The sequence below is a fragment of the Paenibacillus azoreducens genome (assembly GCF_021654775.1).
Taxonomy (GTDB): Bacteria; Bacillota; Bacilli; order Paenibacillales; family Paenibacillaceae; genus Paenibacillus_AQ; species Paenibacillus_AQ azoreducens.
In genome coordinates, this window is record NZ_AP025343.1 from 6,599,802 (window position 1) to 6,623,089 (window position 23,288).

The 23,288-nt window shown below is 44.2% G+C and carries 21 protein-coding genes, 11 tRNA genes and 1 rRNA gene; 4 read left to right on the top strand and 29 right to left on the bottom strand.

The window, feature by feature from the left end; translation table 11 throughout:
- Positions 1-270: 270 nt before the first annotated feature.
- The 11 genes from L6442_RS29560 to ppc all read right to left on the bottom strand — a co-directional run bounded on the left by L6442_RS29560 (position 271) and on the right by ppc (position 13,550).
- The gene (locus tag L6442_RS29560; protein WP_212979095.1) at positions 271-957 is read right to left on the bottom strand and encodes a hypothetical protein; all 687 of its coding nucleotides are present in this window, start codon (positions 955-957) and stop codon (positions 271-273) included.
- A gap of 42 nt (positions 958-999) precedes the next feature.
- A complete protein-coding gene (locus L6442_RS29565) occupies positions 1,000-1,260 on the bottom strand; it encodes a hypothetical protein (RefSeq protein WP_212979096.1) in 261 nt (86 codons plus the stop codon).
- 792 nt (positions 1,261-2,052) lie between these two features.
- Complete coding sequence (locus L6442_RS29570; protein ID WP_212979097.1) at positions 2,053-2,289, bottom strand: hypothetical protein; 237 nt, start codon at positions 2,287-2,289, stop codon at positions 2,053-2,055.
- Positions 2,264-2,389, bottom strand: a complete 126-nt coding sequence (locus L6442_RS33225) for a helix-turn-helix domain-containing protein (protein WP_212979098.1) — start codon at positions 2,387-2,389, stop codon at positions 2,264-2,266. Before L6442_RS33225 ends, L6442_RS29570 begins: the two co-directional genes overlap by 26 nt.
- 217 nt (positions 2,390-2,606) lie before the next feature.
- Positions 2,607-4,439: a glutamine--fructose-6-phosphate transaminase (isomerizing) gene (gene glmS, locus L6442_RS29575; protein WP_212979099.1), complete on the bottom strand. Its 1,833-nt coding sequence runs from the start codon at positions 4,437-4,439 to the stop codon at positions 2,607-2,609.
- Positions 4,440-5,072: 633 nt separating this feature from the next.
- A complete protein-coding gene (gene glmM, locus L6442_RS29580) occupies positions 5,073-6,413 on the bottom strand; it encodes a phosphoglucosamine mutase (protein ID WP_212979100.1) in 1,341 nt (446 codons plus the stop codon).
- A 119-nt stretch (positions 6,414-6,532) separates the two neighbouring features.
- Entirely contained in the window at positions 6,533-7,930 is a 1,398-nt protein-coding gene (locus L6442_RS29585; protein WP_212979101.1) for a CdaR family protein, read from the bottom strand.
- On the bottom strand, positions 7,923-8,753 hold the full coding sequence (cdaA, locus tag L6442_RS29590; RefSeq protein WP_194232569.1) for a diadenylate cyclase CdaA: 831 nt from the start codon (positions 8,751-8,753) through the stop codon (positions 7,923-7,925). The genes L6442_RS29585 and cdaA overlap by 8 nt, the downstream gene beginning before the upstream one ends.
- A gap of 390 nt (positions 8,754-9,143) precedes the next feature.
- Positions 9,144-9,758, bottom strand: coding sequence for a zf-HC2 domain-containing protein (locus tag L6442_RS29595; protein ID WP_212979102.1), 615 nt, complete (start codon positions 9,756-9,758; stop codon positions 9,144-9,146).
- 122 nt (positions 9,759-9,880) lie between these two features.
- On the bottom strand, positions 9,881-10,447 hold the full coding sequence (sigW, locus tag L6442_RS29600) for an RNA polymerase sigma factor SigW (RefSeq protein WP_194232571.1): 567 nt from the start codon (positions 10,445-10,447) through the stop codon (positions 9,881-9,883).
- Between the two features lie 307 nt (positions 10,448-10,754).
- On the bottom strand, positions 10,755-13,550 hold the full coding sequence (gene ppc / locus L6442_RS29605; RefSeq protein ID WP_212979103.1) for a phosphoenolpyruvate carboxylase: 2,796 nt from the start codon (positions 13,548-13,550) through the stop codon (positions 10,755-10,757).
- 862 nt (positions 13,551-14,412) lie between these two features.
- On the opposite strand from ppc, the gene L6442_RS29610 reads away from it, so the two are divergent.
- Complete coding sequence (locus L6442_RS29610) at positions 14,413-14,655, top strand: hypothetical protein (protein WP_212979104.1); 243 nt, start codon at positions 14,413-14,415, stop codon at positions 14,653-14,655.
- A 214-nt stretch (positions 14,656-14,869) separates the two neighbouring features.
- Here L6442_RS29610 and L6442_RS29615 read toward each other — a convergent pair whose 3' ends face one another.
- A complete protein-coding gene (locus L6442_RS29615) occupies positions 14,870-15,547 on the bottom strand; it encodes a hypothetical protein (protein ID WP_212979105.1) in 678 nt (225 codons plus the stop codon).
- The gene (locus tag L6442_RS29620; RefSeq protein WP_212979106.1) at positions 15,540-15,737 is read right to left on the bottom strand and encodes a hypothetical protein; all 198 of its coding nucleotides are present in this window, start codon (positions 15,735-15,737) and stop codon (positions 15,540-15,542) included. The genes L6442_RS29615 and L6442_RS29620 overlap by 8 nt, the downstream gene beginning before the upstream one ends.
- A 191-nt stretch (positions 15,738-15,928) precedes the next feature.
- On the opposite strand from L6442_RS29620, the gene L6442_RS29625 reads away from it, so the two are divergent.
- A complete protein-coding gene (locus tag L6442_RS29625) occupies positions 15,929-17,119 on the top strand; it encodes an IS256 family transposase (protein ID WP_237100128.1) in 1,191 nt (396 codons plus the stop codon).
- A gap of 104 nt (positions 17,120-17,223) precedes the next feature.
- Here L6442_RS29625 and L6442_RS29630 read toward each other — a convergent pair whose 3' ends face one another.
- On the bottom strand, positions 17,224-17,535 hold the full coding sequence (locus L6442_RS29630) for a hypothetical protein (protein ID WP_212981612.1): 312 nt from the start codon (positions 17,533-17,535) through the stop codon (positions 17,224-17,226).
- A gap of 421 nt (positions 17,536-17,956) precedes the next feature.
- Between L6442_RS29630 and L6442_RS29635 the strand changes: the two genes are divergently transcribed.
- Entirely contained in the window at positions 17,957-18,430 is a 474-nt protein-coding gene (locus L6442_RS29635) for a hypothetical protein (RefSeq protein WP_212981611.1), read from the top strand.
- Positions 18,431-18,490: 60 nt separating this feature from the next.
- On the opposite strand, the gene L6442_RS29640 is transcribed toward L6442_RS29635, so the two are convergent.
- Both L6442_RS29640 and L6442_RS29650 read right to left on the bottom strand, forming a co-directional pair.
- The gene (locus L6442_RS29640; protein WP_306436717.1) at positions 18,491-19,375 is read right to left on the bottom strand and encodes an N-acetylmuramoyl-L-alanine amidase; all 885 of its coding nucleotides are present in this window, start codon (positions 19,373-19,375) and stop codon (positions 18,491-18,493) included.
- 117 nt (positions 19,376-19,492) lie between these two features.
- Positions 19,493-19,852: a phage tail protein gene (locus tag L6442_RS29650; RefSeq protein WP_212981610.1), complete on the bottom strand. Its 360-nt coding sequence runs from the start codon at positions 19,850-19,852 to the stop codon at positions 19,493-19,495.
- Between the two features lie 44 nt (positions 19,853-19,896).
- On the opposite strand from L6442_RS29650, the gene L6442_RS29655 reads away from it, so the two are divergent.
- Entirely contained in the window at positions 19,897-20,319 is a 423-nt protein-coding gene (locus L6442_RS29655; protein ID WP_237100129.1) for a tyrosine-type recombinase/integrase, read from the top strand.
- A 96-nt stretch (positions 20,320-20,415) separates the two neighbouring features.
- Here L6442_RS29655 and L6442_RS29660 read toward each other — a convergent pair.
- From L6442_RS29660 to rrf, 13 genes are all read right to left on the bottom strand, one after another.
- A tRNA-Gly gene (locus tag L6442_RS29660) sits at positions 20,416-20,486 on the bottom strand.
- Between the two features lie 35 nt (positions 20,487-20,521).
- Positions 20,522-20,595, bottom strand: a tRNA-Pro gene (locus L6442_RS29665).
- Between the two features lie 13 nt (positions 20,596-20,608).
- Positions 20,609-20,685, bottom strand: a tRNA-Arg gene (locus L6442_RS29670).
- Positions 20,686-20,693: 8 nt separating this feature from the next.
- A tRNA-Gly gene (locus L6442_RS29675) sits at positions 20,694-20,768 on the bottom strand.
- 5 nt (positions 20,769-20,773) lie between these two features.
- Positions 20,774-20,857 (bottom strand) — tRNA-Leu (locus L6442_RS29680).
- 343 nt (positions 20,858-21,200) lie between these two features.
- On the bottom strand, positions 21,201-21,722 hold the full coding sequence (locus L6442_RS29685; protein WP_212981609.1) for a GNAT family N-acetyltransferase: 522 nt from the start codon (positions 21,720-21,722) through the stop codon (positions 21,201-21,203).
- 581 nt (positions 21,723-22,303) lie between these two features.
- Positions 22,304-22,376: transfer RNA gene (locus tag L6442_RS29690), tRNA-Lys, on the bottom strand.
- A 75-nt stretch (positions 22,377-22,451) separates the two neighbouring features.
- A tRNA-Gln gene (locus L6442_RS29695) sits at positions 22,452-22,526 on the bottom strand.
- Positions 22,527-22,575: 49 nt separating this feature from the next.
- Positions 22,576-22,651, bottom strand: a tRNA-Val gene (locus tag L6442_RS29700).
- A 145-nt stretch (positions 22,652-22,796) separates the two neighbouring features.
- Positions 22,797-22,871 (bottom strand) — tRNA-Glu (locus tag L6442_RS29705).
- 14 nt (positions 22,872-22,885) lie between these two features.
- Positions 22,886-22,961: transfer RNA gene (locus L6442_RS29710), tRNA-Thr, on the bottom strand.
- Positions 22,962-22,964: 3 nt separating this feature from the next.
- Positions 22,965-23,040 (bottom strand) — tRNA-Asn (locus L6442_RS29715).
- Between the two features lie 5 nt (positions 23,041-23,045).
- A 5S ribosomal RNA gene (gene rrf, locus L6442_RS29720) occupies positions 23,046-23,162 on the bottom strand.
- Between the last annotated feature and the right edge of the window lie 126 nt (positions 23,163-23,288).

Here is a 23,288-nt window from a genome sequence, read left to right on the forward strand (position 1 = left end):
TGTCATTTTCCTTCTTAAAAAAAGTAGCTGGAGCATAATGCCGGCTGTCCCTTGTTCTAATTTGTAGTATAAGTCCAAGTCTGATTACCAAAATGTAATGCTTGCTGATATTTATCATCAGATTTGTTACACCCAAGAGGCGTTACCCCAGAACTTGTGTATGCTGCCGCTCGACAGAATCCATACCAAACATCAAGAGCATAATATGATTGTGTAGCTGCTATTCCAGTATTGTTAAACCAAGAACCAATGCAAACTTGATTTCTTCTCTCATTTTAATGGTTTCCAAAGATAAATTGGAACCGAGGCAAGGAAGATGTTTCCTTTACAACTCTTTACGCTTGTCAAATACCCCTCCTCCATTTTGTAAATATTACCTAAAGTCCACCCAGTGGCATCACCTCCATTCATAATTACCGATACTTCTCCCGTCTCTTCTGAAAATGCGTAGAAGTTAACATGATCTTTAAGAAGCATACTTATCGATGTACGGTTATTTACTTCCTTCCAATCTTTCAGCTTCAGATTGTAGATTCTTAAAGAATTGTCTTTAAAAAGGCAAAGTATATTGTCATTAATTACTTGAACCTGTGCCAGTTTGTCAGGAAGAGAAATGTTTATCCATTCCGCACTCTTATTAGAAATCAATTCAAAGCTTCCTTCCTTTAGATAACCCAAGCTTCCGGACTCGATTACACTTCCGTTTAGTGTTATCTCAAGTTTTGTTGGATGCGGCTCATCATTAAACATAAAGTGAACAGTTTCACTTTCAGTAGTTTTAAGAGTTGTTTTAGGAGCCCATATATATGTACTTAAAACTCCTACTCTTGGATCTTCTGATAATGGACTTGCAGTTTGTTGCTTACTACTTGAGTTAGGAGCCCCATAAATATTTCCTTCGAATAAATTAATTAATAAAATGAATACCAAAATAACAGAAAGCATTTTATTTTTCATATCAATTTACCCTTCTATTAAGATGAAGTAAAACAAGTAAAGTCACTTGTACATTAATGTAAGAAAAACACAAAAGCCTATAAAAAGTGCAAGAAAACTATACCCATATATTTTTAATCGAACTATAGTAAAAATAAAAATTGCTACACTTAGTACAAGAACTGCTAAATATAAATAACCATCTGGATCACCAATCCTAAAATCTCCGACTAATGACAATCCGAACAACAAAAGTGTAAAAGGTATGACATAACCAGCTATCAACCCTACACATATTGAAACTATTGTTTTTACAATTTGCATATATTCCCCCCTTTTGCAATATTTAAGTTCTTGGCGTTTATTGTATTTATCGGAATGAAAGCAACTACCTTTCATAGCAAAAAATATCGTATGATGTAAATTGAGGATTTTAGTTACACACCAAAATTTAAAGTGTTTTTCTCATACTACTTGCATGAGTCCCAAGTGTTTATTTTTTTGCATTTCATCAGTAATCGTAAATATCAAAATTAAAGCAATTGTTTGACACAAGTTTGTTAAACAAAACGCTTGTAGTTACGGCAAGAATTTTCTTTAATTTCAAAATCGTCTAAGTGAACGCAATAGCACTGCCTGAAAGAATGCCTACCCAAAGCCTGAGAAAAGCCTCTAAGATATGATTCGATAAGACCCCTGCTTTCCTTTGCTTCACCCTAATTCCTTACCCTAAAAAGAAAGCCGCGCAAGTGTCAGGAATTATCCTGCATCTGCTCGACTCAGTTATGACTTTTTTAATACGACTTAAATTGCTTTGATCGTGACTCTATTGCCACACTTTACTGAAGTGAAAGCAGCATTGTTGGTTAACTTTTAGTGCCCAAATCCGAAATACCTAAGATGACCGCAGAAAAGCTCAACAGCCGAAAAAGAAACTACACGTAGCCCACCGTAATCAGGGTTGTAGCAAAACTGTGCCTCCCTATTCCAATCAGGACATGGGGCTCTACGTAATTTCAAAGATATGTTTATGATAAAACTGTCACGTAGAGCTACAACTGGTTGGCTAATTACTCCCCTATATTCCCTTAGATATATAACTCTACCGCTTTATAATCACACTGTTGATTTTAATCTATTTTTCAACTGAATAATTTCAATAATTTCAATTTTATCCTTATCGTTCAAACTTCTATATCCTTTTAGCATTTGTTCCTCACGATTGTCCTCGTATGTAGCCCCAGCTTCTGTAGCATTTCCAGTTAATAACCAATTCAAATTTACATTATATCGTACTCTAATAGATATTAATGTTTCAGCTGAAGGATTAGAATTTTCCCATTTCAATTTCACTGAGATTACCTTGTGAGATTCCTATACTCTGAGCAAACTGAGATTGGCTAAGCTTATTTTCTTTCCGAATACATTTTACCCTAAATCTAATATCACTCATTACATTTCACCTCCATAATTCATTCTCCTCGCTAAAAAGCCGCAATAACATTATAAAAAAATAAGGGTAGCCACAGATATAATTCATCGGGCTACCCTCAAGATGTTAAATCAAGTTACAGAAGTGTGGTTCCACACATTTTTTACTGGTTCCAAACTTTCTTTATTGGTTCCAGACATCTTTATCATCTGACAACAACAACTCGCGTAACTTCCCTTTACTCCACCGTCACGCTTTTCGCCAAATTCCGCGGCTTATCTACGTCGTTTCCTCTTGCGAGGGAAGCGTAGTAGGACAGCAGCTGCATCGGTACCACTGACAATGCAGGTGTTAACAACGGCAGCGTCTTCGGAATGGCAAAAGCTTGGTGTACGGATTTAAGCAGGCTGGCGACATGCTCTTCATGCGTAATCGCCATAATGTCGGCGCCGCGGGCGCTGACTTCTTTGATGTTGCTGACCGTTTTTTCGAGAACGGCTTCTTGCGTTGCCAGGGCAATGACAGGAATGCCTTCTTCGATCAGGGCCAGCGTGCCATGCTTCAACTCACCGGCAGCATATGCCTCGGAGTGGATATAAGAAATCTCTTTCAGCTTCAGCGAGCCTTCCTGTACTACTGCATAATCCAGTCCCCGGCCGATAAAGAATAAGTGCTCATGCTTGGAGATCTGTTCTGCATAGGCTTTGATCGCATCCGGCTTAGCCAGCATGCTTTCAAGCTGCTCAGGCAAGGCCTGCATGGCGGCAATAAACCGTGCGATCTCTTCAGGAGATTGCGTGCCACGCACCTCTGCAAGGTACAAGGACAGCAGATAAAATGCAATCAATTGGGACGTGTATGCCTTCGTCGAAGCTACCGCGATTTCCGGTCCGGCCAGCGTGACGATAACGTCGTCGGCGTCTCTGGCAATGGAGCTGCCCACCACGTTGGTGATAGCCAATACATGTGCGCCGTGGGAATGTGCTTCACGGAGCGCTGCCAGCGTATCCGCTGTTTCACCCGATTGGCTTACGACGATTACCAATGTATCCGGTGTAACGATTGGCGAGCGGTAACGGTATTCGGAAGCGACATCGGTCTCCACCGGAATCCGTACCAGCGACTCAATCGCATGACGGCCGATAAGCCCCGCATGATAAGCCGTGCCGCAAGCAATGATCTGCACTTTGCTAATGCCTTTGATTTGCTCCTTCGTTAGCTTCAGTTCAGGCAATACGACCTTTTTGCCGGATTCGTCAATCCGTCCGCGCATCGTGTCGCGATATGCCTTAGGCTGCTCATGAATCTCTTTAAGCATAAAATGCTCAAAGCCGCCTTTTTCCGCAGTAACGGCGTCCCAGTCGACATGAATCATTTCCCGAGAAATAAAATTCCCTTCAATGGTCATCAATTCGACAGAGTCCTTCGTCAGGACAGCCATCTCTCCGTCATTCAAAATATACACGTTACGCGTATATTGCAGAATCGCCGGAATATCCGAACCGATAAAATTCTCGCCTTCGCCGATCCCGATAATAAGCGGACTTGCCTGACGGACAGCTACCAGTTTATCCGGTTCATATTCGGTCAAGACGCCCAATGCGAAAGCACCGCGCAGGTGCGAGATCGCTTTTTGTACCGCTTTGGCGATATCTCCGTTATATTCGCGGGCAACCAGATGCGAAATCACTTCCGTATCTGTTTCCGACACAAAATGATGGCCCTCAGCGATCAGTTCTTCCCGCAGTTCCAAATAATTTTCGATAATGCCGTTATGCACAACCGAAAATTTATGGCTGTTGTCCGTATGAGGATGGGAGTTCGCATCCGATGGCTTGCCATGGGTCGCCCAGCGTGTATGTCCGATCCCGGCGCTTCCCATCAGCGGCGCTTCTTCCAGCTTCGACTCCAGATTGGCGATCCGACCTTTGGCTTTGGAGATTTGCAATCCATGATTGGTGAACACCGCAATACCTGCGGAATCGTAACCACGATACTCCAGCTTCTTCAATCCCTCGATCAATACTTTCTGCGTATCCTTTTGACCAATATATCCAACAATACCACACATAATTCAAATTCCTCCGTTCACTTCTCCATAATGGGTTCGTGAGCATACGGGAACGATCAAGCCGTGCGGTATATGCCAGGATGTACGGCAAAACAAACATTGTATGAAGTTTACAAGGTACGTTTCACGAATGTACATTCTGGCTGTCGCTCGCACGCACTGTTATCTAGCCCGCACACTCATGAATATTTTGTTTCACCCACCGGAAGCGTTGTGTGAACGGTCACCCATTCATTTTCCGTTTTCGGTTTGACGGCTTTGGTGAATCACCGGAAGGTCCCCGCCGAATCATTCGAACACCTTCACCTCGTCAACTTGGTGCTGCCGTGAATCCGCTTAGCCAAGCGAATCCATTCCCCCGCGCTAGCCCAAGTTCTGGCGCTTAAATTGGTAAACCTCACGATCCCCGCTTTCTATTTCAAAATGACATTTGGGTGTCTGTCGCTTCATGGTTCGACAAACGTAGTTTTTATTATATTCAAGTCAGGCCGCTTTGGCAATGTGCTTAATAACCCATCTCCGAAGCCTATACCTAGCCTCGATACGATATGAAAGCCGATGAAACCTGAACTTTAGTTTCACCGGCCCATGAAAATAGTTACTTTATTTTACAGGAAAAATAAACCCGAAGGCTCACGCCAGCTCCCGCTTCACTACTTCCACGATTTGATTCACGTATTGATCCAGCTCGTCTTTATCCGGCCCTTCGGCCATAACGCGAATCAAGGATTCCGTACCCGATGGACGTACTAACACACGGCCGTTATCTCCAAGAATCCCCTCAACCTCTGCAATAGAGGCTTCAATCGCGGCATTGCCTTCAAACTTGCTTTTATCTTCGACACGTACATTGACGAGTACCTGCGGATATTGGCGCATCATGGTTCTAAGCTCGCTCAGCTTTTTGCCGGAACCCGCCACGATGTTAACCAGTTGAATGGCCGTTAGAATTCCATCTCCGGTTGTGTTGTAATCAAGGAAAATAACATGTCCGGACTGCTCTCCGCCGAGATTATAACCGCCTTTGCGCATTTCCTCCATCACATAACGGTCGCCCACGGCAGTCTTGGCCGTACGAAGGTCAAGCTTCTCCGTCGCTTTGTAAAAGCCGATGTTGCTCATCACTGTCGACACGATGGTACTGTTTTTCAGCTTGCCTTCCTTGTTCATGGCGTCTCCGCAAATGCAGAGAATAAAGTCGCCGTCCACTTCTTCGCCGTTATTGTCGATCGCGATCAGGCGGTCGGCATCCCCGTCAAAAGCAAGGCCGAGATCGGCTTTCAACTTCACAACCTCTTCCTTAAGCCTTTCAGGATGTGTAGAACCGCAATGATCATTGATGTTCAATCCATTCGGTTCAGTGCCAATCTTGATGACTTCCGCGCCAAGCTCTTCAAAAAGCTTCGGTGCCAGCTCATAAGCTGCCCCGTTCGCGCAGTCCATCACGATTTTCAGTCCATCAAACCGATGGCTGATCGTCGATTTCAAATATTCCAAATATTTATATTTCGATTCATTGTCTACAATAACGTTGCCAAGGTCTTTGCCGATTGGACGCGGCAGATTATCGGTTTCGGCATCCATCAATGCTTCAATTTTCAGTTCCGTTTCATCCGAAAGCTTGAATCCGTCACCGCCGAAAAATTTAATCCCGTTGTCCTGGACCGGATTATGGGAAGCGGAGATCATTACACCCGCATCAGCCTTCAGCAATCTTGTAATGTATGCAACCGCTGGAGTCGAGACAACCCCTAGCCGCACCACATGCGCTCCAATCGATAGCAAGCCTGCGACAAGGGCGGATTCGAGCATAACGCCGGATACCCGCGTATCCATGCCGATCACAACCGTCGGCTTTTCGACGTCTCCCGTCAGCACATAACCGCCGCAGCGGCCGATGCTGTAGGCCATTTCAGCAGTAAGTTCCTTGTTTGCGACACCGCGTACACCGTCAGTTCCAAAATATTTCCCCATAATCGTTCTCCTTTTTCATATACTTCCCTTTCAGGCGCGATCAAAAAAATGGCTGCTCAAATTTACTTTTTTGATACGCCTAAATGCAGATATTATAAATTCAAAAAGCGACTTCCGGCTTAATTACCGCCATTCTCTCCCGTGTCTCCCGTTGTTCCTTGATTTTCAGTCGGATCAGTTGTATCTGTACCTACCTGCTCCTCGGGTCCAGCCCCAGGGTTTTTATCCGCTTCATTTCCGCCGGTTCCCGTGTCGGGATTTGTTACAGTAGGTTTGTTGGCTGTTTCCTTAATCTCGATCGTCGCAATCAGGGGCGTGCCCGGATCCGCGCGGGAAACATACCTCGGAAGGATAACCTGCAGCGTCACTTCATGCGTACCCGGCTTTAACCCGTCAATGCTGGCAATGAGCTGAATATCATTTTTCGTCAACGTATTCAGCAAACCCGGAGCGCCATTTAGCGCCAGTGACATCGTCTTGCTCGCCGGATTGGTGATAGTGGCTTGCAGGCTGCCGCCGCTATCGTTTTTGATCGTAATCGGGATATCGTTTATGACACGCTGCGAATTGGAAACCGTGGTGATTTCCACCTGGAGGGAGCTAGGCTCGATTTTCTCAAAACCGGGAGGCGGCGTCAAGTCCACAGGAAGTACTACTGTTCCGGCTGTCGTAATCTTGCTCAGATCCACATTAATATTGCTGTAGGACTTTACTCCCGCCAGCGCCTCCTGCGAGCCATAGAGCTTAACCTTGCTCACGTTCGCCTGGGCTTTGGATATAACCAGACCTTCAGGTAGTTTACCGGTATATTGCATCTCTATCGGTACTTCCTTATATGGTGGCGTGATTGGCACATCAATCGATACCGAAGGCGGATCAAGCACCGCTCCCTCAATGACCTGCCCTTGTTTATCATACACCGACAGCTTAACCCGTTTATCCTTCATCGTAGCGTCTTCACCGTCAATTGTCATGATCCCTTGCACTTTCGCAACCTCGCGCAGCTGGCTTTCCGGAAGCGTTACTTTAACGGTTGCCGGCTGCGGCGCAATCTTTCCAAGCAGATAACCTTCAGCAGGTGTGCCTTTGGTCACGATCGATACCGGGAAAGTGGCTGTATTTCGTTCCTCAATATTCACCGTTACCGATGACGGCTGGATATTCACGACTTCCAGACCCTTGGGAAGATCTACGCTCAAAGGCAGCGTGCTGGTCCCAACTTTGGCATTCGTCAAATCAAGCTTGATTCTGTATTCCCCGGTGAACGCCGAAATCAGGTCCATTTTCTTTCCTTTGATTTCAATGCGAACCCTATCCGTATCCATCGCGCTTAATATATATTTTTTTTCATCCAGGCCATAAGGCTGAACCTTAACATTTTCAATAATCCTGGTCTCGATTTTCGTTGTAGGCGTTGGCGTATTGTCGTTATTCAAATGAACCATGCTCCATAAAATAATGCTAACTGCAATCGCCAGAATTTTCGCGAAATTATTGTTGTTTATCCATTTATTCATCTCGATCATTCCCCTTCCGGCGCCAGAACAGCGGGCGTTTTTCTTTAGGGGTGGAATTAGGACGCAGCTCTTCGTACAGCTTCGAGATCAGGGATTCTTCTTTAATGTCGCGAACAACCTGCCCGTTAATGGCAAGAGAAATTTGGCCTGTTTCTTCGGACACAACGATCGAAACGGCATCTCCGACTTCACTGATCCCGATTGCAGCCCGGTGCCTTGTACCCAATTCCTTGCTAATAAATGGATTTTCGGAAAGCGGGAGATAGCAGGCCGCTGCTGAAATCAAATTATTTTGAATGATAACAGCCCCGTCATGAAGCGGTGTATTCGGGATAAAAATATTGATCAGCAGCTGCGAGCTGACCATGGACTGCATTGGAATGCCGGATTCGGTATATTCGTTTAAACCGGTTTGCCGTTCAAAAACAATTAATGCGCCTATTTTTCTGCGCGCTAAATAATTCACAGCTTTAATAATTTCGCCAATCAGCTTATTGAACTCCTCATCTTCCGCCGAGGTCCTTCCGAAAATTTTACCCCGCCCCAGCTGCTCCAGCGCTCTGCGCATCTCTGGTTGGAAGATGATGAAGATAGCGAAAATGCCGAAATTAAATATCTGATTCATTAGCCATCTTAAAGTGAATAAATCAAACCATGTGCTTAATGCCCATATAATCACGAGTACCAGGATGCCTTTCAGCAGCTGAACGGCCCTGGTACCCCTTACGAGCAAAATGACATGATAAATAATATACGAAACGATCGCAATGTCGATAACGTCTTTAATGGAATCCTTCCATGTCCAATCCGTAAAATAACTCATACTTAGGCCCCCGTACTTCCCTTGAATGTAAATGGGTCTCTTTTGTATATAATTTCCCCTATATCTTCTAGGTTATAACGATCATCTTCAGGTTGCAAGCGAAGGAAGCTCATAACTGGTTAAATTTGCACATTTTTCCACAAGAAAATCGACATTCGTTCGCAAATTCTTAGAAGACAGACCGCTTTTAGCGGATGTTTTTCTTGCGAGCAAAAAGTGTTCAGCTTCCGCTGAACACTTATACTCTCTTTGCTCTTCAAAATAACCCCACAAAGTGACGTGTAGCCTTTGAAGCTTATTCCGATTACTTTGCGGGGACCCCGGGAGTTCATACTAAAAGGCGCCTTCCTTCATGAAAGAGGCGCCAAAACATTCAATTAAAGCAAGATACTAACGGTAGGCGACATCCGAGAAAGCATTTGTGATTTTATACCAAATCCAGTCCAGTGCCTGATCAATATTTTTGACCCTTCCTGCGATATGAGCGGTAGACGCTTGATACAAAGACCCGTCAATAACCGTCAGATCCCCGTTCACTTCGCCGTAAATTTTCGTTTTCCCGTTTTCTACCGTCAAATTGCCTGTAATGCTTTTTCCTTCGGGGACAATTACCGTATCTCCTTCAATGACAACCTGATCCAAATCGCTTCCCTTTACCACAAGCTGTGTTTCCTGATCCCAGAAGCTGACGGAACTGATGAACATTACGATCAGAAAAACAGCTGCTGCCGTAATGGCCGGATGTCTTCGAATCCATCCCATCCATGGCAATTGTCTCTTTTCTTCTGGCAGGGCACTCATGATCCGCTGGGTCAGCTCAAGAGGCGCAGACGGGGCGTGATGAGATAACGAAAACATCAGCATATCCGTCCGCTCCAGCTCTTTAAACTGCATCCGACATTCAGGGCAGGACAACAAATGGGCCTTGAGCTCCAGCTGCTGTTCCTTGGTCAAGTCGTCGTCTAAATAATCATGCATTAAAGAGACGGCCAAGTTGCATTCCATATGAGCCAATCCTTTCATTCAAATAAATATTTGAACCCTCATTTTCACATGAAGGCACACAAGACCTTTTTAACTGGTAATACGCAGGGCTTGTTAATATGTTTCATCAAAATACAGGAAATTCACATTTTGGGCTCGAGCTTTTTACGGAGAAATTCCCGGCCCCGGTGCACCCGCGTTTTAATCGTTGTTACGGGCATCCCAAGAACATCACTGATTTCCTGCAGCGACAGGTCCTGCAAATACCTGAGGATCATAACCGATTTATATTTGGCCGGCAGCGAATCGATCGCCTGATAAATGATCTGCTGCGTCTCTGACAACAGCGCTTCGCTTTCCGGCGTACGGTCATCACTGGGAATCATCGAATAACCATCCATGCCTTCCTGATCATTTACATCCGCATCCAGCGAATAAGAAGGTTTCTTTTTCCTAAGACGGTCGATGCATAAGTTGGTCCCAATCCGATATATCCAGGTAGAAAACTTTTGATTCTGGTCGTAACGATCCAAGTTTTTATATACGCGCAAAAAGGTTTCCTGTACAATATCCTCCGCCTCATGGCGGTTGCTTAGCATCCTGTAGGCCAAATGGTATATTTTATCCTTGTAAAGCTCTACAATTTCCGCAAAAGCACGCTGGTCCCCTTTTAGAGCCAGCTTGGTTAACCTATTTTCTATATTATCCACCAATATATTCCCCCAGACTTGCTGATGGGTAATGAGCTATTTTTTTGAGTCCATTCAAATCGTAATTCAAGTACCGCTAAAATGCAAGACAAGCTCTGTCAGGAAAAATAAAACCATGATCGGCGCAGCTTCCAAAAATAGATGAACGGTTTCGTAAAGCATCATTTTCCGGTATTCAAGCAACGTACAATGTTTAATCTTCGCTCAAAGCTAAAAATCCTATAATCCCTAAAAAAAAGAAAGCCAGGAATTCAACAGGTTGAATTCCAGCTTTCTTCTATGGGCTTTTCCATCATGTTGCCGCGGCTCAGCCCGTATTACGCAGCCCTGCTGCAATTCCGTTGATCGTAAGAAGGACCTCGCGGAGCAACTCGGCGTTATCTTCGCCCTGCTCGCGAAGTTCGCGCAGTTCGCTTAACAGCTGCACCTGCAGATAGCTGAGCGGATCCACGTACGGATTGCGCAAGCGAATGGATTCCTGGATGACAGGCACGTTATCCAAAATTTCCTTTTGCCCGGTTATTTTCAGAATCAGCTCCGACGTCAGCTTGAATTCCTCTTTAATTAATTTAAAGATGCGCTGGCGTGCCTCATCGTTTTTGGACATATGCGCATATTCATGGGCGATGTTCATATCTGCCTTTGCAATCGCCATTTGCAGAGAATCAATCAATGAGGTGAAGAATGAGAACTTCTCATACATTTCCTGCATGATTTTGAGATTCTCTTCCTTATTCTGATAAAAGCTCTGGAGTCCGGTTCCCGCGGCATACCAAGCCGGCAGCAGGAAGCGGCTTTGCGTCCAAGAGAATACCCACGGGATCGCGCGAAGATCCTCAAAACGATCGCTGTTCTTGCGCTTCGAAGGCCGGGAACCGATATTTAGCTCGCCCACTTCAGGCAGCGGCGTAGACTCTTTGAAGAAGGTCAAAAAGTCCGGATCGCGGAAGATCAGATCCTGATATTTGGTACGGGAAACCTCCGACATTTCCTTAACGATCTCATCCCAATACGCTTCCATAGCATTGTCTTCCTGTGGAATGCGATTGTTGATCGCAGCGGTAATCAAGGCTGAAGTAGCCTGCTCCAAGCTGCGGTACGCGATACCTTTTAATGAATAACGGGACGAAATGACTTCGCCTTGCTCCGTAATTTTGATTCCGCCGCCGACTGTTGATGCCGGTTGGGCTAGAATCGAACGGTTGAGCGGCATACCGCCGCGCCCGAGCGCTCCGCCACGGCCATGGAAGAACTTGAGCTTGATTCCGGCCTTGTCGGCAACGGCTGTCAGTTCCTTCAAGGCTACGCGAAGTTCCCAGTTTGCAGTTACGGCGCCGCCGTCTTTGTTGCTGTCCGAATACCCCAGCATAATTTCCTGCAGATCATTTCTTGCAGCAATGCTTTGCCGGTAAATCGGCAGATTAAATAATCTTTGCATAATTTGCGGTGCGGCATGAAGGTCTTCAATCGTTTCGAAAAGAGGAACGGCCTGAAGCGTGCAATCGACGGTTCCATCGCTATTTTGCCGGAACAATCCAACCTCTTTGGCAAAGACCATCACTTCCATAATATCGCTTGCGCCCTCGGCCATACTGATCAGATAACTAGTAATGCATTGTGATCCATACTCCTGTTGGGCTTTATATACAGTGCGGAATACATCAAGGCACTCTTTGGTGCTTGCGCTGTATTGGTGATAGCTCGAGGTAATCGGTCTTGGTTCGCTGAGCAGTTTGGCCAAAAGCGCAATTTTTTCCTCTTCGGACAGTACAGAATAATCAGGTGTCACGCCGACCTCAGCCAAAACCTCTTTCATTGCATTTTCATGCTCCTGGCTGTGCTGGCGGATATCGAGCGCGGCTGTGTGGAAACCAAACAGCTCCACCTGGCGTATTAATTTTTGTATATACGTATCGGCAACATAGTCGGCATAGTGGAACCGCAAGCTCCGGTCGATTACTTTCAGATCTGCAATAAAATCAAGCGGTGAACCGTAAGATTCAGGCGTACCTTTTTTGTTTTCGTCGAGCACGTTGCTGATTTTTTCCATCATATAGACAAGCTTGATCCGGTATGGTTCTTTTTCGTTATGCCAAGCGCTGCGGTGCGTTATTTCCACGTGCTCGCGGTCATCGGCAATGGATTCCAAAAGTTCCCCTGATACCTCAACAATCGAGGTGCTAAAGCTCAGGTACTGCATATATTCGATCAAAATCCGCTGATATTCGCGAACAGCCAGCTTGCGCTGCATCCGCAGCGTCTCCCAAGTAACCTCTGCCGTTACAGACGGATTGCCGTCGCGATCCCCGCCGATCCAAGAACCAAAACGCAGATACGTCGGCACATGCCAGTTATGGCCCGGATAATACTTATTCAAGCAGCGTTCCAGTTCCTGATAAACTTCAGGCAGCACATGAAACAGCGTTTCGTGGAAATAGTACATTCCATTTCTGACTTCATCAAGCACCGTCGGTTTACCTGCTCTCAATTCATCCGTTTGCCAGAGAGTAATAACCTCATTCAGAAGCTTCTCACGAAGCTGTTCACGTTCGCGGAAGGTCAAAGTAGGGTTATCCAGGAGCATAACGTCCTCAGAGATCCGTTTATGAATGTCGAGAATGGCTCTGCGCATGGCCTCCGTCGGATGGGCAGTCATGACCAGTTCAAGAGAAAGGCTTTCGATAATCTCCTGCACCTGCTCATATGAAAACTGGCGATCCTTCAAATCCTGAACAGCATTTTCAATGGAACCAGGCTGTACCGTTTCCCCTGCTGATCTTTCATAATCCCGTTTGCGCCGAATCCGGTGGTTTTGCTCCGCAATATTGACCAACTGGAAATAGATCGCAAAAGCTCTGATCACCTGATGGCGAATGTCTGGCTCAAGCGTTTTAATGATTTCTTTAAAATCCTCATACAATTCAGGCAAAAATACAGAGCGTAATGACTTGCTGGTCTCGCGAATCTTTTCAACGATATCGAGAAGCTCGTTGCCGCCCTGATGGACAAGCACTTCGCCGAGTATGTTGCCCAAAAAACGCACATCACGCCGCAGAAGGTTGTTTGAATTGCTTTTATTTGCGGTAACCGTAAGTTCAGTCATGCTACTCCTCCCGTTCCATCCTGTTTGTATAGCTATCTCTTTGAAATACTTTCTAACATCATACAACAAATCAAATCGAAAATCTGCACTTTTCTATGCTAAAGCCAAAAAATATTATGTAAAGTTATAGAGATTTACTGTATTTATATGCATTAAGAATTTCGTCTAAACGCTATAATATAACTTGTATTATTTGAATATTTCAATATTCATCTATTTATAATCAATCCTAAAATCAATTTTTTATTCAGTAAGGTTTTATGACATCCAAAATATCCCTGTAACCACAAACAGTCATTTTAACCTAATTTCCAACAATTCGGTATTCAAATTGAAGTATTTTGAATGGTCATTTGTTTCTTATTAGTGCTTATAACAATGCATATATGTAGCTTGCGTCCTAACCGCAAAAGTTACTCATAGCCCACGAACAACTTCGGCAAAAGACACTTAATAAAATGTAAAAAACGCCCTTTGACGTTTCGACCGCAGCTCCCAGCGCGCGGTGCTTCGCTGCATGACGGATTGCTTCAAATTATATGGAGCCTGGTGATGGGAATACTCAACATTCTGATTTAAAGTGCGATCCTTCGGATCGCGAATAGAGGTCATGTTGACGCGCGTCCTGATCAGCAATTTCATATGAAGCCGGCACGGACGGTCGCACCCACGCTACCAGCTTGGAAGGCTGATAATGCCCCTAGTCTATGGTGCTCAATCCCGGTAAAAATCCTTATATATCAACGGTTTTGAGATTTTCTCCTAGTCAACGACGGTCAGACAAGACGCAAGTTCAGGAAAAAATCTGCCCCTTTTTTGCCCCTTTTGCTTAAAAAGGGGCAGATATTGAGGAGGAATAACTTTGAAGTATGAGGATCTTAAACCTGGATTACCGGTACGTGTTGCCACCGATCATAAAAGTGGGTACGGTGGCCGTGGAGGAATCGTGTTGAATGTCGGAACGTTCCATCTCATTTCAGGCGAATACCGAACCGGCGCTTTAGTCGATATCGGAGAAAATGGTTTACTGGTCGTAGCAGCTGAGGACCTGGAAATTGTGGATATCGATCCTCCTGATCTGGGCTGGGAAGAGTTCGATATATAATAGAAGGAACAAATTCCAAATAGAAAATTACAATTACAAGAAAAGGCTCCGCCGGCATATAACCAGTGGAGCCTTTCACGTATCCATGCTTTCGGATTTCATAACGGTTTTTCCACATATGTCGGTTCTTTCACAGTATATTCCTTTGTATTTAAACAAAGAAAGCTCATGCAAGCAAATTGTTAATAAGAACTTGTCCCGATTGAAAGGATCTTCATTTCCCAGACATTTGTAACATAGCAGAAATTACTTGCCAGTTGGCATAGACAATGCTTCCAATTCCAATCAAAATAGCTATTACAGAGCCTATAACAAAGTACTTTGATGAATCGACTCTCCCCTGTAAGTTATCAATTCTTCCTGTCAAATTTGTCATTTCATCTCTTGTGTGTGACATATCGGAACTAACATGATTCATTTTCCCATCAATCAGAGTAAGTTTGTGGTCGATTAATTGTTGTTGAGAAGCTAGCATTTCTGAAATTTGCTTTAAGATGCGGTCATCTCTTTCTTTAGCATCCTCTTTCTGTTCTTTAATTTCTTGATAGTATCGTTCTTCACGTTCACGAGCATCCTGGTGATAACGTTCTTCACGCTCCCTTGAATCACGTTCTATACGTTCAAGCATCATTTTCAGGGTTTCGTCCATATTATCACCATCCTTCTCGTAGTCAGAGCTTGCGGTCGACACCTCGAATTTCCCTCGCATAATCTCAGATAATTGTTCTTTAAAATCTGCTTGTTGCCTAGGTGATTTAGAACTTTCATATCTAATATTCGGTGATATCCCCCTTTGATGTGAACCACTCGACTTCTTTTTAGAATAGGCTCCGTTTCCGATCGGGACGTTATGAAATATAGGATGGCCCTTAGCTTCCATTTGATTATTCATAATTATCATCACTCAATTTTAAAGTTAAAATATCTTTAAAAGCTCTTTCAATGTACGCTTTCTCATCTTTAGATGCATCTACGTATTTATTTTTCAGTGCGGTTAACATTACACCTATGATAAATGTTGCTGTCTGTGAATCAACCACGAAATCAAATTTTTCTTTGTCAGCTCTAATTAACCTAAACATTTCTCCAGAATTGATAAGAGGTTCCAATTGTATGACAGTGTATGGTGATTGATTATAACTTATAATAGAGCAAAAGTAATTAAAGCGGTGGCGTAAAATAAGTTGTGTACCATGATTTGGAGTCTATCCAAAACATAAAAAAGTAGGGTATTCTCGGGATTGCGAAGTCACCAAGAAAGGAACCCTACTCAATGAATATGATACCCGAAAACATGCTCAACAATCTATTTGAAAATCTTGTCACTCAATTTGTAAAAGAGAATCTGGAAACCATCATGCGAGCGGAAATCCAACAGTTCATGGAGAATGAACAAGAAGGGATCCGCAATAGTCGCAATGGTTACTACAAGCGTAATCTGCACACGAAGTACGGAAACCTAGAAGACCTGCAAGTGCCCCGAGATCGTAACGGTGATTTTCAAACGCATGTGTTTGAGCCCTACCAAAGACGGGACGGTTGGCTGGAAGAAGCCGTGATTCAGATGTACAAAAGCGGCATGGGTACCCGGGATGTCGCCCGTTTCATTGAAAGCATGTTCGGCAGCCACTATTCGCCGACAACAGTCAGCAACATCACCGCTACAGTCTTGGAGGATATCGAGAATTGGCATCAGCGAAAATTGAACAAGCGGTACTCTGTCATCTACTTGGATGGCCTGTATGTGAAGCTCAAGCGTAGTACGGTAAGCGGCGAGGTCATTTACTTTGCCATGGGAATTGACGACGAAGGTCGCCGCCAGATCCTGGGGTTTTACGTAGGCGGACATGAGAGTGCGAATGGATGGCGTGATGTCTTGAAAGACTTGTACCGACGCGGTGCCCAGGAAGTGCTGCTTGGTGTATTTGACGGCCTTCCTGGACTGGACGATGCCTTCCGTGAAACCTATCCTCAGGCCGACGTGCAGCATTGTGTGGTTCATAAGGTGCGGTCGACGTTTCCAAAAATCCGTGTACAAGACAAGACGGCATTTCTCGACGACTTGAAGACTGTCTATAACGCCCTTGACCATGATCTGGCTATGGCCGCCTTTGATACACTCAAAGCCAGATGGGGCAAGAAATACCCAAGGGAGATCGAGTCGTGGGAGAATAATCTGCCTACGCTGTTAACCTTCTACAAGTATCCAGTCGCCATTCGAAAAGCCATTTACACTTCTAATCCCATCGAACGGATGAACAAAGAAATCCGGAAGCGTCTGAAGCCAATGAACAGCTTAACCAATCTAGACGCTGTAGAGAAGATTGTGTACCTGGATGTAGTGGAGTACAACCAGCGTTACGCGGACCGTATTATCCCAGGCTTTGGTGTCCCGGACACGAAACAGGAACTGCGGAGTCTTTTTGAGGAGCGGTATCCTTCGTCCATGGAAGATGAATCCTAAAACCAAGCTCCCGCGCCTTCGCTTGGGCTATGTCCTCTCACCACCACAAAAAAATTATTCAACTACGTTGGTGTTGTCGTTTCCTAAGTTTACCTGCTGTGTGCTTACACAAACTTCTTGACGCTACCATTAAAGCCAAAATTCTTACGAATTGATATATAAAAAAACCTATTATTAATTAGGTGCGGATCTATTTCACTGAATTCTTCAGTAATAATTCTTTCAATTGCTCTTCCAGCCGGGGAACCAAATATGTTATCGATTAATTCTGATAAAGGTTCCGAGTTAAAATAAGTTCTATTTAATTGGGTATCGATTGTTCTCCAGATTAATTCCATGTTGAATTTATCAGAGTTGATAGCATTATCTAGAATTTTCAATCCATTTAAAAACTCTGTCACTTTTTCTTGATCCATGCTATTACGTGCCCCCTGTAATTATATAACCATACAAACTGTAAAACAGCTTTCGCAGTACTTTATGATTTATGTTATGTATTTATAGAAAAATTTTCCTATAGTTTATTTATACCATGGATATTTATTCCTGGTCAAAGTATAAAATTAACCTTGCCAGCAAATTAGCCAGTAAGGGTCTTCGCATTACTCTCAAAACAAATATATCAACGATCAACGTTTCAAAATAACAAAAGTTACGACAAAAATAAAAATAATCTTACAAATATTTTCATGGAAATCGTTTACATATATTGATGATACATGGTATATTTTGAATACGGTTGGCCAACCACTGAACAGAAGAATTTTTCGACATCTTATGTTGCAGTTTTCACATTACACTAGATTGCTTAATCCTAGTATAATTGGAGGTTTGAACATGAAGAGGTTAAGAAGAATCTTTGCAACAGTGGCTTTAGCTGCTTGTTTGATGGTCTTTGGGGCTTCTAATTCAGCATTTGCCTTAACTGGATTCGCAGATACAATGGACACAGCAGCAGTTATGTATAGAGCAGGCGGAGGACCTTCGTATGATATTACAATTCCTCTTGACAGTCCGACCGATCATGACTGGTATGTTGTTGATAACTCTGGGGGATCAGATACATTCTGGTATTATGTAATCCTAACCCCACCTCCTGGCATTAATCTGCAGTTTCAATGGGTGAGAACTGATGCATACAACAATATCATCGAAACTGGATTTAACAACTTCAACGGCCCTGGTCAAGAGGAAGGTCGTGGAGCATCAGCATTCGCTGGTGAAAAGACATATTTTCGAGTAATGCCTGTGGGTTATAATGATTACGACCCAAGTGTTCCTTACAGATTTCAATTTGTAAGAACGGATTAATCAAATTGGAGACCCTACCGATCATGGTAGGGTCTTCGTTATTTCCGATTACTTGGGAATTCATATTTTATTGACTACGATTCCTTTTTCCTTCCGATAATTAATCACAAGCTGTCGCCAGTAATCATAGCTTCCTTTTTCATCTTTAATGTAAGGCTTGTAGTAACCATAAGCTTCCTTTGCCCAATCTGGACAAGTCATCTCGGTCCGTTCCTTTTGCTGCTTAATCCATTCCGCCTGCTCCTTGAGTGTGACCTGTAGCTCCTTTAATTCTTTTTTTGCCACTTCGTCCTCATCCTTTCCGGCCAATTCAGCAGCCACTCTATTTTTGAAATCAAACCAGCCCGTCCACTTGCCGCTATCGTACATGAGCCTTGGGCAAATCTTCCTACTCCAGTCCCAGTGCCTCCGTAGCCGTTCAACGCCCCATCCTCGTACGCGCAGCATGCTGGCAACCAGTTGAACGGCATTATCTAAGTTTTTCGCGTAGTCCCCACTTTCGCAGATTTCAATACTGATCGACGTTCGATTGCCGCTTGCTGCACCGCTGCCGTCTCCTGCATGCCAGGCGTTCTCATTGAGCGGAGTACATTCGATCGCTTCTTTGCTATCTACGACAATGTGAAAGCTGGCCGTCCGGGTGTTACTTGGATTAGTAAGCCATGACCGCTCATTAGCCGCCGTGCTTGATGGGTTGCCGGTATTATGAATCGTAATAGTGGTCGGAGACATCGGATACCCAGGACGCCGGTTATTCGCCGTGCCTTTTGGAATATGGTCCTTTCTATAGTTCACGTTTACTCCTCCCTCTTTTGTGGCTTGTTTAATGAACTGGTTGCCGTATACTGCAAACGCGCCAGCGAGTACGCCCTGGATAATGGATTCAGGACCAAAGCCAAGCATCCATACCGTTACCACCACCGCAACAATCGTAACAGCATACACGATGGTCTAGTCAGGCACATTAGGCGTTTGTTTTAACACATACCCAATGACCCAACATAGAGCGACTACCACCAGCAATCTAGCATCAATCAATCCATAAGTCGTTTCCCAATTCATTCAAACATCCATAGTTGTCCCTTTAGGGATGGTTTGATCTGACCAAAACGCAGTATATAAACCAATGGCATATATACCGGATTTTTTAACCCTAAGCTCGGATGCAGAGTATTTAAAGGTATCCCTAACCTTTTTTGTAAAATCAATGTCGGTGAACGTGTACATACCTAATGTAATACTCCCAGATATCCCTCTATCAATGAGCGTTTTATTTGTATAAGGGATCTGAGATGCCTCTACCGCCAATTTTACCGCTTTTTCCGTAGCGGCTACGTTCTCACGTGTCCCCGTAATGGAATTGGATAGCATCACGATCCCTTTTATTGTTGTGCTTGCATCGTTTATAGGCGGGATCGTCAATATTTTTTCATCTGTATATTTCTCGGCGTCTTGCAGAGCTTTATTTGACGGAAGAATCCGAAGGCTGGGTGGCTATGCCGAAGTGGTATATGGATGAGCTTAAACGCTATGAGCGGGAATGGAGAAAAGAAAGAATGTCCTGCAAAAATTGGCTCGGTGAAGACAAGCAGTACATTTTCCACGGAGGCCGAGGCATTATGTATTATCCAAGCACGCCAACCGGAACGTGGTCAAAATTCCTAGAAAAGAACGGGCTGCCGCATGTGAAGCTCCATGGCCTGCGACATACCGCTGGCATGCTGCTGCGGGAATCTGGTGCCGATCTCAAGACCATCCAGGAGCGATTGCGTCATACTAAGCTGGACACGACAGCAAACATCTATACACATAAATCCGAAGCCATTAGCCGAGCTGCAGCTGATCAGTTGGAGGAGTTGAATCCAAAATGGATCAAATTTGCCCCCTAGTTTGCCCCCGCAGGAGAAAATCGTCAACCGTTTGTCGAAAATCGACAAAAGAAAAAACCCTTGCGGCACAAGGGTTTCAAGGATTTTTCATAGCGAAGCGGGTGATGGGAATCGAACCCACGCTACCAGCTTGGAAGGCTGGAGTTCTACCATTGAACTACACCCGCATATATCCCCGTCAAGAAGACGGGATCATTAAATATCGGGATGACACGATTTGAACATGCGACCCCCTGGTCCCAAACCAGGTGCTCTACCAAGCTGAGCTACATCCCGATATTAAATTAAATGGCGCGCCCTAAGAGATTCGAACTCCTGACCTTTTGATTCGTAGTCAAACGCTCTATCCAGCTGAGCTAAGGGCGCATCTATAATGGAGCGGACGACGGGAATCGAACCCGCGACCCTCGCCTTGGCAAGGCGATGCTCTACCGCTGAGCCACGTCCGCGAAGATGGTGCGCGTGGAGGGACTTGAACCCCCACGTCAAAGACGCTAGATCCTAAGTCTAGTGCGTCTGCCAATTCCGCCACACGCGCACATTACAGAAGGATCAATTCCTTCAGACTTCCTGGTGTGCTAACATGATTGGTTCATTTCATGCTCACCTTATCTTGTTAGCGACAAGAATTATCTTATCATACTTAGGCATCAGGAGTCAAGCATATTCAATAATTTTTTTAAAAAAAGTTCTTCCCTATCTCCCAGAGCGAATAAATCACACTATGTTAGGCTTTTAGCGCTGCTACCAGCAAGCGGTGTGGAGTTGAATGATAACGATCGGTCTCTCGACGTATCTTGCAATGAATTGGTTGAATTAAGCATTTGGAAATGACAAGCGGAAATAAGCAAGCGTTTCTTTATCATTTACGTAATAAGACACTAAAACTTGTAATACCAAAAAATCGCTTTTTCATTGGCTGTAGGAAAGTTTGAATATAGCATATTATCAACTGCACCGATTATAAAACTGTTTTTTACATAAAAACGGCAAGCTGAAACATTAACATCTTGTGTTTCAAGCATAAGACCAATAAATTTATTCTGCTTTGCCCAATCAACCGCTTTTTCCATCAATGCTGATCCAATACCTTTTTGTCTCCACTCTTTGGCAACAGCAATATCCTCAATAAGAGCATATCCATTCCAATTGGAGCAAATTCTAATTTGTCCTACGCAGTGATTTTCATCGTAATATAAAAAAACAGCCTTCCCATCTTCTTCAACATAACTTATGTCGATTTCATCATTTTCATATTGCTTGAAATACGGTTCAGAAAAGATCTCCTCTGTATATGTCCAATTGTCGTCTACATACCTAGGTATAATCCGCCCTATCACGATGAAACCCTCGTTTGGTTTGTTAAAATCATTCATATTGGAATGTGTCATTTTAACTATCATACAAATCTCCCTCTATTGTATTAGCGATGGTACCATCTAACGTTCTACCATTATCCGTATCCATATATCCATAAGTCGCACAAAGAACATTTGATTCGCTCAGATGACAGCAATCATGGCTTCTACACGTCCCTTCAAGCTCGAAAAGAAGCTTTCCTCTTCCTTTTGTTTAAAAGGTCTATTCAAACACTCTACAGGCTCGTATAAGGCTTCCTGATGGGTTTGTAAGGTTATACTTACCCTGGCTACATAAACCCTTTTACAAGCCTTAAAATTGCTTAGGGTCAGGTTTAGACATTGCTCCTGAGCAGGTCCTGCAATCTTTACACCTACACGCTGCGTACTATTTGCAACTCTGTAGGCGGTGGAATAATGAATAGTTCTCCCACCCATTATTAGTCATGATGTAAACATATGTAGTCCTTACGAGGTACCTTGATTTGTACTTTGACAAAAATCAGCCAAGCCAGCAATGACATAAAACCCCTGTAATCATTAATTCTATAAATGATTACAGGGGTAAAAAAAACAAAAACCATCTATTGTAAAATAGATAGCTTGAGATGTTAAAGAATAAAGAGTGAGCCATGAAGGACTCGAACCTTCGACACCCTGATTAAAAGTCAGGTGCTCTACCAACTGAGCTAATGGCTCAAATATTCACCAGGTTCCCCGAAGAGCATTCGGATTTCCTTACGAAGCATTTGCTTCACTTTTTGAGGTGAAAAATGGCTGGGGATATAGGATTCGAACCTATGCATGACGGAGTCAAAGTCCGTTGCCTTACCGCTTGGCTAATCCCCAATATATTAGTTTTAGCTTGTCCATTGCAAGGACAAATGATTCAAAATAATGGTGGAGGCTGAGGGGATCGAACCCCCGACCCTCTGCTTGTAAGGCAGATGCTCTCCCAGCTGAGCTAAGCCTCCGTATAACTTATGTATAATAAGCAAATTAAAATGGTGACCCGTAGGGGATACTCTCACTTCGTTCGAGACTGCGATGCAGTGCTATCGAAGTCGATGCTTCGACGAACCCTTTTGGGTTCTCATCCCTATCGAAGCTAAATTAAAATGGTGACCCGTAGGGGATTCGAACCCCTGTTACCTCCGTGAAAGGGAGGTGTCTTAACCCCTTGACCAACGGGCCCTATAAAAAGAAAATGGAGCTCTCAACCGGGATCGAACCGGTGACCTCATCCTTACCATGGATGCACTCTACCTACTGAGCTATGAGAGCAAATGGCTCCCCGAACAGGACTCGAACCTGTGACAACTCGATTAACAGTCGAGTGCTCTACCAACTGAGCTATCAGGGAATAATGCTTGGCGGCGTCCTACTCTCCCAGGACCCTTCGGTCCAAGTACCATCGGCGCTGGAGGGCTTAACGGTCGTGTTCGGGATGGGTACGCGTGGAACCCCTCCGCCATCGCCACCAAACGATTCAAGTGTTTGATCACCTGAAAACTAGATACGAAACGTTTTGCGTTTTAATTCTCCGTAGCATTTCCCGGTTTTAAATCCCGGGTCCCTCAAAAAGTAATCGGAATCATCCGCGAAGCATAC

Bases quoted from the DNA above. Each gene is read 5' to 3' on its own strand.
- L6442_RS29560 (WP_212979095.1), bottom strand. From the start codon at position 957: ATGAAAAATAAAATGCTTTCTGTTATTTTGGTATTCATTTTATTAATT.
- L6442_RS29565 (WP_212979096.1), bottom strand. From the start codon at position 1,260: ATGCAAATTGTAAAAACAATAGTTTCAATATGTGTAGGGTTGATAGCT.
- L6442_RS33225 (WP_212979098.1), bottom strand. From the start codon at position 2,389: ATGAGTGATATTAGATTTAGGGTAAAATGTATTCGGAAAGAAAATAAG.
- glmS (WP_212979099.1), bottom strand. From the start codon at position 4,439: ATGTGTGGTATTGTTGGATATATTGGTCAAAAGGATACGCAGAAAGTA.
- glmM (WP_212979100.1), bottom strand. From the start codon at position 6,413: ATGGGGAAATATTTTGGAACTGACGGTGTACGCGGTGTCGCAAACAAG.
- L6442_RS29585 (WP_212979101.1), bottom strand. From the start codon at position 7,930: ATGAATAAATGGATAAACAACAATAATTTCGCGAAAATTCTGGCGATT.
- cdaA (WP_194232569.1), bottom strand. From the start codon at position 8,753: ATGAGTTATTTTACGGATTGGACATGGAAGGATTCCATTAAAGACGTT.
- L6442_RS29595 (WP_212979102.1), bottom strand. From the start codon at position 9,758: ATGGAATGCAACTTGGCCGTCTCTTTAATGCATGATTATTTAGACGAC.
- ppc (WP_212979103.1), bottom strand. From the start codon at position 13,550: ATGACTGAACTTACGGTTACCGCAAATAAAAGCAATTCAAACAACCTT.
- L6442_RS29615 (WP_212979105.1), bottom strand. From the start codon at position 15,547: ATGAATAATCAAATGGAAGCTAAGGGCCATCCTATATTTCATAACGTC.
- L6442_RS29620 (WP_212979106.1), bottom strand. From the start codon at position 15,737: ATGTTTAGGTTAATTAGAGCTGACAAAGAAAAATTTGATTTCGTGGTT.
- L6442_RS29625 (WP_237100128.1), top strand. From the start codon at position 15,929: ATGAATATGATACCCGAAAACATGCTCAACAATCTATTTGAAAATCTT.
- L6442_RS29630 (WP_212981612.1), bottom strand. From the start codon at position 17,535: ATGGATCAAGAAAAAGTGACAGAGTTTTTAAATGGATTGAAAATTCTA.
- L6442_RS29635 (WP_212981611.1), top strand. From the start codon at position 17,957: ATGAAGAGGTTAAGAAGAATCTTTGCAACAGTGGCTTTAGCTGCTTGT.
- L6442_RS29685 (WP_212981609.1), bottom strand. From the start codon at position 21,722: ATGATAGTTAAAATGACACATTCCAATATGAATGATTTTAACAAACCA.